The 8234-nt window shown below is 42.4% G+C and carries 5 protein-coding genes and 1 pseudogene; 1 reads left to right on the forward strand and 5 read right to left on the reverse strand.

Annotation, left to right across the window (positions count from 1 at the left end):
• Nucleotides 1-333 (forward strand): annotated as a pseudogene (locus tag H6S82_RS10690) (hypothetical protein); the annotation flags it as partial.
• Nucleotides 334-366: 33 nt separating this feature from the next.
• On the opposite strand, the gene H6S82_RS10695 reads toward H6S82_RS10690, so the two are convergent.
• The 5 genes from H6S82_RS10695 to H6S82_RS10715 all read right to left on the reverse strand — a co-directional run bounded on the left by H6S82_RS10695 (nucleotide 367) and on the right by H6S82_RS10715 (nucleotide 7875).
• Nucleotides 367-3462 (reverse strand): response regulator, encoded by a 3096-nt coding sequence (locus H6S82_RS10695; protein ID WP_190466288.1) that lies wholly within the window; start codon nucleotides 3460-3462, stop codon nucleotides 367-369.
• A 143-nt stretch (nucleotides 3463-3605) separates the two neighbouring features.
• Nucleotides 3606-5741: a methyl-accepting chemotaxis protein gene (locus H6S82_RS10700; protein WP_191056212.1), complete on the reverse strand. Its 2136-nt coding sequence runs from the start codon at nucleotides 5739-5741 to the stop codon at nucleotides 3606-3608.
• A 78-nt stretch (nucleotides 5742-5819) separates the two neighbouring features.
• On the reverse strand, nucleotides 5820-6287 hold the full coding sequence (locus tag H6S82_RS10705) for a chemotaxis protein CheW (RefSeq protein ID WP_190466282.1): 468 nt from the start codon (nucleotides 6285-6287) through the stop codon (nucleotides 5820-5822).
• Nucleotides 6288-6296: 9 nt separating this feature from the next.
• Nucleotides 6297-6662, reverse strand: a complete 366-nt coding sequence (locus H6S82_RS10710) for a response regulator (RefSeq protein ID WP_190466277.1) — start codon at nucleotides 6660-6662, stop codon at nucleotides 6297-6299.
• Between the two features lie 79 nt (nucleotides 6663-6741).
• The gene (locus H6S82_RS10715) at nucleotides 6742-7875 is read right to left on the reverse strand and encodes a response regulator (protein ID WP_190466274.1); all 1134 of its coding nucleotides are present in this window, start codon (nucleotides 7873-7875) and stop codon (nucleotides 6742-6744) included.
• Nucleotides 7876-8234: the final 359 nt, after the last annotated feature.

Genomic DNA, 8234 nt, shown 5'->3' on the forward strand with positions numbered 1-8234 from the left:
AGAGGTATTAGCGGTGGTTCTCAACGTGCTGCCGACATTGCTGGTGTTCAGGAAACACCAAATGGCCCTTGTGTGGGCTTTGTGGGTAGCAATCCCAGTCATACTTTAGTTCTGACTTCTGGTTTTAATTATCTGCGCCTTCAGGTTGACAGTCCAGAAGACACCACCTTAATAATTAAAGGCCCAGGCGGAACTTGGTGTAATGACGACAACAACAAAAAAAATGCTGGCATTGCCGGTCAGTGGCTAGCTGGGACTTATAGCATTTGGATTGGCTCTTATCAAAAAGACAAGTTTACTCCATACCTTATTCGCATCACCCAAGTTCAATAAATTCAGTCATTTATCAAAGTAGCAGATTTACTTTTATTGCAAACAAGCTTTTAAAGTATTGTGCAACTGCTTATCTAAATATGGTTTAGTTAAATAAGCAGTTGCTCCTAATTTTTTAGCTAACAAACGATACCTTTCGCTACTGCGGGATGTCAGCATAATGATAGGTAACTGACGATCGGCAAACTCTTTGCGACAGCGACTGAGAAATTCAAACCCGTTCATTTGGGGCATTTCAACATCAGAGACGATCGCTTTAATTTCGGGGTTTTGGCGTAATTGTTCGATCGCCTCCCAACCATTGCGAGCTTGCAATACTTGATATCCCCCTTTGCTAAGAGTCAAAGACAGACTCTTCCTCATCGTGAGCGAATCATCAATTACCAAAACGGTAGATGTTGATGAGCTAGCAACAGAATTTAAATTTGGCGGTATTGGTAAATCCAAAATAGGAGTATTTGCCAGCGATTTCTGTTGTTGAAGCCAAGCTGCTAACTGTTGGCTATCGATTACAGGAACCATACGCCCATCGCCCAAAATTGTACAAGCATAGAGATAAGGAGGTGGCATCATTACCTCACCAAAAGGTTTAATTACAAGATCCTGTTCCATTAAAATTTGGTCTATTTTTAAGGCAATAACTTGAGAATTTTGCGAGATCAACAACAGAGTAACTTTCTGAGATTCCTGCCAAAGGTAAGAAGCCCTGCGTTGCCAGAAAGCCGCTGCCGTGCTCGGATAATTATAGGCAGATATAACAGATTCCGAATAGACAGGAATTAGTTGCCCTTGCCAACGGTAAAAATCTTGCCCTTGACGGGTTTCTATTTGGTTTTGTGGCGCTAAGGCGATCGCTGCCAGGGCATCTACAGGAATTGCCAAGAGATTATTGTTAACAGTGAAAATCAATAACCTAGTAACTGTCAAAGTAAAAGGCAAACGCAAGATAAAAGTAGTTCCTTTTCCTGCGTCGGAATTAACCGCGATCGAGCCTTTTAAAGCAGCGACTTGCAAACGTACCGCCTCTAAGCCGACTCCTCGGCCAGAAAGTTCGCTCACTTTAGCAGCAGTGGAAAAACCAGGAACAAATATATATTCATACAAGCGTTTTTTTGGCAATTTAGATGCCTCAGATGCAGACAGCAAATTTAAAGCCGCAACACGACGAGCAATTTTTTCTACATCAATACCTTGACCGTCATCTTGCACTTCAATATAGGTGTGATTGCCTCGATGGTAAGCGGTGATAGTAATAGTACCTGTTGCTGATTTTCCTTGTTGCTGACGCACTTTAAGGGTCTCGATCCCGTGATCTAAAGCATTGCGTACCAGATGAATTAATGGGTCGTAAAGTTTTTCTAAAATTGCTTTGTCGATTAATGTAGACATCCCAATTAGCCGCAGGTTGACTTGTTTGTGGCTTCCCGCCAAGTCTCGCACCATGCGAGGAAATCGGTTCAGTAGGTTTCCCAAAGGCAGCATCCGAGCCTCTAGGATATTTGTTTGCAGCTGCTTGAGAGTTTGTTGCCTTTTTTTGATAATTTGTTGCACTTGCTGTTGGGTTAAAGCCATATCTTGAATGGCTTCTTGCAGTTGTGCGATTTCTTCTCCTATTGTTTGTGTTAAGGAAACCAGTAATTGATAATTATTAATTGTTAATTCTTCTTTCTCCTCTACTCCCCTTCTCGTACTGTGGGGAGATGGTGGAGTGACTACCCTGTTCAAATAATTGCGGCTTTGTTTATGGAAGCGGTTCAATTTCTGTGCGATCGCATCAACAATTTCTTTCTGTTGCTGATGTTGCAGGAGAAAGCTGTTTTCTTGAGTGACTAAATCGCCAACTAAATTATTGACAAGTTCCAGCCGTTCTAAATCGACTCGAACTGCCAATTTGGAATGGCGATCGCTAGCAGGTTCTTGTTTTTCTTCAGTCGCCTCCAATTTCAAATTAACTGGGGAAAGAGGAACGGTTACATCCGCAGATTCTATTTTGACACTGCCATTGCGAGCGAAGCCGTTTTTACTTTCTGTTTTCAGCGACGGTTTAGTTACTGGAGGTTTTATATTTGGAATTGGAGATGGCGGTTTTGGGGAGCCGTTACTGTTTCTGTTTAAGCCATTTTCCAAATCGGCCAGCAGCGATGATTCTGACTCAGATACCTTTGGCGATATCCCAACTTCAGTAGAAGTTTTGTCGAGATATTCGAGTAAGGATGATGTTGATTCTTGTAAGTTTTGAATTTGGCTAGAAGTTTGCTCCAAATCTTCCAAAAGCGATTTAGTTGAGGATTTAGCTTTTGGTTGCGATCGCATTCGATTACCGTTGCTAGTTTTAGCTTTTAATTGAGTAGTTTGCGCGAGTTTTACTAACTCAGCGGAGGGACTTCCTCCTGTTGAACGATCGCCTTTTAAAACTGCCGCTTGCGCTGCCCGAAAATCAGCACCAGCTAGTTTTCCAATCTTCTTCACTTGCTCAGGATTAGCTTGCAACGCCGAGATACTTGTTTTAGCAATAGCGACAAAACCGGGGAGATTCAACAGTTCCCCAATACTGCCAAAAACTTCTGCTTGCTCCTTTAATTTTGGTACTAATTCTGATGTTTGGGAATTACTTAAAAGAGCTGACCAGCGAGCCAGTCCCTGTGCCACTTCTTCAGTAAAAAGAAACTGCGCGATATCTACGTCCATTTCCATTTCAGGAAGTTGGGTTTCTTCCTCCAAGCTATGACCGAGTTGACGCTCCAGTTGGCTACTTATCAGTTTTATCTTTTCGATCGCGCCATCAGTAGAGCATTTGCCCGTTTGAATTTGCTCCATCAGAGGAGATCGCAGCGTATCGTAAGCTTGCAACAGCAGCTCTTCCAGTTCGCGATCGAATTTAATATCTTCTCTATATAACGCCCTCAATCCATTTTCTAGCTGATGAGCTAAAGTTTGAATCCCAGTTAAACCGACACAGCCCGCTCCTCCTTTGATAGAATGAGCCGATCGCATGAGGTTGTGTAGTTTTTTGATGCTATGGTCTTGCTGTAAAGTTAGCAATCCTTCTTCAAGGCGTTGTAGTAATTCCAAGGATTCTTGGACAAAAAATTGGTAAGTTTCATCATCAACTTCTATTTCAATCATCATCTTTTTTGATATTTTTAACGCAAAGTACGCAAAGGTTAACGCAGAGTTACGCAGAGTTATAGCTAATTAGTTACTCTTGCAGTTTCGTATTTTAGATGAAGTAATTAAAAAAATTTTGGGTGTCAGGGGACACCCTTAAAGTCTTATTTTACTCTGAACTGGGCGACGCTTTCTTGAAGTTCATCGGCGACTCCTAAAAGTTTTGTGAATGAGTCGGCTACAGCTTGGGATTGTTCTGAAGTTTGATTGGCAATAGTAGCTACTTCCTGTATACTTTGGCTGAGGTTGCTGGATGTCTGCATTTGCGATGTTGCGGAAGAAGCCATATCTTCAACAAGGGTGCGAATTTGAGCGCTGACTGCGGCGATCGAAGTCAGTTTGGCTCTTGTTGTTTTGACAAGGTTGGTGCCGGTACTTACCTGTGCAATTCCAGCTTCCATCGCGGCGACAACTTCGTTGGTTTCGATTTGAATTTCTTCAACAATTTGTTCAATTTCTTTGGCAGCGCCGGCTGATTGTTCTGCCAATGTACGTACTTCTTCGGCGACAATAGCAAATCCTTGGCTTTGTTTACCAGATCCTGTAGCTTCAATGGAAGCATTGAGCGCCAAAATGTTTGTTTGATTGGCTAAATCTTTGATCAGGCTACTGACTCTGGAGATTTTTTGAGAAGATTCGCCCAAGCGTTTGACTTTTAAGGCTGTTTCTTCAACTGTTTTTTGGATGGTTAAAATCCCATCTACTGTTTTGTTCATGGCTTTGTCACCCACTTTTAATGTTTGATTTGCCTCCTGAACTTTGAGTGCTGCTTGCTGGGCGCTGCTGGCAACTTTCTGGATGGAATTTGCCATGATTTGAATTTGCTCTAAAATAGCAGCGATCGACTCTGACTGCCGTCTCGCTTCATCGGAAAGCGTATTTACGTCTACTTCGCTCACCTTGGCTGTTTGCGTTACCGCATCGGCAGATGATTGCACTTGCATAACAATGTGCTGTAAGTTCTCGATCAAGGCGTTGAAAAAGTCAGCTACGGTTCCCAGTTCGCCAGCAGTTACGCCAGCGCGAACTGTTAAATCTCCTTGAAAAGCTCCTTCTATCTGTTGCAGAAATTTTTCTAATTGTGCTTGCAATGCTTCTTTTTGTTGACGTTGTTCGGCAGACTTTGCTTCAGCTTCTTGGCGGGATTTTTCTAATTCTTTGATAAAACCAACGTGGTCGAGAGCGTATTCAATTTGTATGGCTACTTGCAGCAAAAAATCAATTTCTGACTGCTGCCAATTACGCGGACTGGAACATTGATGAACTATGAGCAAACCTACCAGTCGATCGTCTTTCCGCATGGGGGCGACGAGATTAGCTTTGACTTCAAATTGTTCTAAGGTACGAATGTGACAATCGGTTAATCCCGGTTCGTTGTATATATTGTCGATCGCACGAACGCGCCCATTTTGGTACTGGGGGACATAACGAGCGCGAAAACAGGGGTCGTCAATTTGTTCGTCGAGAGCTTTCGTCCACCCGGCACCGACTGACTCGGCAACTATTGTGCCGCTCCAGTCTGAATTGAAACGATAAATTAAAGCGCGATCGACATTTAAAATTCGTCGAATCCCAGCCAGAATTCTGTTTGTCAGTTCTTGGGTATCTGTGGCTTGACGCGCTCTCCAAGCTATGTCGCCCAGTAACCTATCTCGTCTGGCGGCTGCTTCTTTTTCTGCTAATAGCGTTTGCAATCGATCTGCTAGTTGGTTGATGTTAGATCCTAAGATGCCGAGTTCGTCTTTTGCTTCAAAGTTAATGCGCGTATCGAGTTTACCTTGTCCGAGTTGCTTGACGGCAGCTGCTGCTAGCAATATGGGAAAAATGGCGCGGTTAACGAGGAAAATGGCGATCGCACTCCCTATCGCTACAGAAAAGCCTGTGCCAATTACTACACCAGCTAATTTGTCGGCAGAATAATAGCTGGTTATGCCTATTATCAATGTTGGCATGGTAGCGATCGCGATCGCACCGATTGTGGCTTTATTTTTCAAACTCAGTTTTTTCCACCATCCAGTTTCGATCTCCAGTGCTAGGGTATCGATTAGTTTGTTTGGAGATATTGAATTGCTTGTAACTGGCAAGGAATCTGAGGGATCTTGTAACGCCACTGCACTGGTTTCGGCATTTGGCGCTACTGGGAGAATTTCCGATGAAGAAGACAGTGAAATTAAATTCCCTTGCTCTTCAGAATTGATAGTACTATTTGAGGTTGAAGTTTTGGTAGATGTCCGATCCATGTGAGAAACCTTGTTATATTTTGTCGTCGATTGGCTTAAATTTTACCCCTAGACCCTATTTGACAGAACGTAAAAGTATTATTGATGTCGATGTTTGGCTAAAAATTCCATAATGGGATTTGCATCTAAAATCAGCATATTTTCGCCGTTCGGGTTGATTATCTGACCTTTTAGACATAAGGTTAACACCTGCATCTGGGGCATGGCAATTTTTGGGGGTGGCTGGATTTGGGAGCGATCGTAACCCATCATATTGCCCAATTCCTTAACTGCTAAGCCCAAAACTTTACTTTTATTGCGAACTACCACGATGGTATATTTTTGATAATCCAAATCTTGGGAAAAAAGGGAACCGATCCCTAATAGATAAGCTAGATCTACCAGCCATAAAACTTGCGATCGCCAGTTACAAACGCCCATAACACCTGCGGGCATATCGGGTATAGGCGTAACGTGACTGGGCTCTAAACTAAACACTTCAGCTAGCCGATCTGTTGGCAGTACTGCTTTATTTTCGGGCGTGAGATAGAAGCTGAGAAATTGCATTTTTGCTATTTAAGATTGGATAAAGCGTTGGACTGTTTGCAGAAGTTCTTCCCGATCTAAGGGTTTAGTTAAATAAGCAGAAGCTCCCTGTTTTAAACCCCAAGTTTGATCTATTTTTCCATTTTTGCTGGAGCAAATTATAATCGGTATATGGCTGGTTTTATCTTCGCTTTTTAGCTTCCTACAAAACCCAAACCCGCTTTCTCCAGGCAAAACAACATCCAATAGAATAGCATCGATCTTTTTTTGAGAAACTATTACTTTTGCCGCTTCTGCGGTGTTAACTGTAATAGTATTTAGTCCTACTTCCCGAAGAGAATTACAGATAAATTGCGCTTCGGTTATGCTATCTTCTACAACTAAAATTGTTGCCATATGCTACACCAAAATTTCCCATTTATCTTAATTATAAGATAACAAAAATTACATCAAACTTTACGGTAAGAACTGACGCCTATGGTTGCCGATCGACAGACAAGTACTTCTGGATTACTTGTAAAACTTTTTCAGGTTCTGGCGGTTTGCTCAAAAAGTCAGAAGCTCCAGTCAATTTGGCTTGACCGCGATTCACAACGCTATCTCTACTGGTGAGAATAATAATTGGCGTTTTCTGAAACATTGGTGTTTTCCGCAAAAATGTGCAGATGTTATAACCGCTGGCATCAGGCATGAGCAGGTCGAGAAAAATTAAGTCTGGTTTGTGCTTGACGAGTGCAGACATTTGCCGCAACGGTTCGGTTATTTTCAGCACTCGATACCCAGCCGGTGCCAGGATTTTTTCTAAGGTTTGTGCAACTACAGGGCTGTCATCAATACAGGCAATCAAGGGTTGTTTATTGCTAGAGGCACTCTCGCCCGCACTCGTCGATCGAACTTTTTTCTTGGTTTGCTTTAAAATTGGTGAGGACAAATCCGGTACTTCTTTTAGTTCTACAGCACCCCGCTTAATCAAAGGAAGCAAGGAGAGAGTTACGTTTGTAACAGGACGCTTCAGCTGATAAGCAATATCCCAAAGGGTGTTGTCTCCGTTGAGTAATTTTTGTAGGCTCCAATTTTGCTCTTTAGGAGGCTCTTTCCAAACAGGTACCTGTTCGGGTAAAATGTTGTCTAAACTCGCTTTTTGCCATTGTTGCCACAGGTGTTGAACTTTTTTGATACTTTGCTCTATCTCTTCTGAGGGCAACGGTAAAGATGATAAAATTTCAACATTAGGTTGTTTGCTGGGCAACCAACGACTGCCTGTAACTGAATGGCAAGCTAGAGAAAATAAAACTTCCTCCGCCATCGTGCGAATAACAGCTTTGGCTTGAGTGATGCTAAGCTGTTTTTGAGCGAGCCCAACGTTTAGCAGCTGGTACTCCCAAGGTTCGTTAAGAGAAGTTTCTTCCGGTACGAAGTCAGGGCAATTTTGCTTGAGAGCTCTTTGCCACCGTCGGCAGCGATGAAAACCTCCAGGAGTACAGAGGAGGTGACCGCGATAGAAGTTTAGCTTCCATTCGCTGTTGCTGCTGTTGAGAAGCCATTCTCCGGTTGCTCGTTTCTGGCTCAGCAATGCTATGTTCTGGGCTAGTTTAGGTAATGTAGACATATTAGTGGCGATCGCGCAGCTAACGGCTAAGTTATCTAGTTTACGGATCTTTACTCTTTTTAATATAGTGCTTTTTCCCCGTAAAGCTATGATATCCGTCTTAAATTTAATTTAATATTTATTTTACGAAAAACTACGCATAATTAGCATCTATTTAAACAGAGAGGACGAAAAAGCACGGAAAAAATTTAACTTTTTACAAAAAATATACCTGTAACTTAGAGTCGGTGTCTCCAATTTTACATACCTTGCACCTCTTACCAATTTGACCCAAAAGGGCAAAGCCTTAAGAAGGCGCAAGATATTGAGATTTCATTGTGCAAATTTTAATGTATGTTCATGACGTATGACCTGGATAT

This window comes from Planktothrix sp. FACHB-1355, assembly GCF_014748295.1.
GTDB lineage: Bacteria > Cyanobacteriota > Cyanobacteriia > Cyanobacteriales > Aerosakkonemataceae > Aerosakkonema > Aerosakkonema funiforme_A.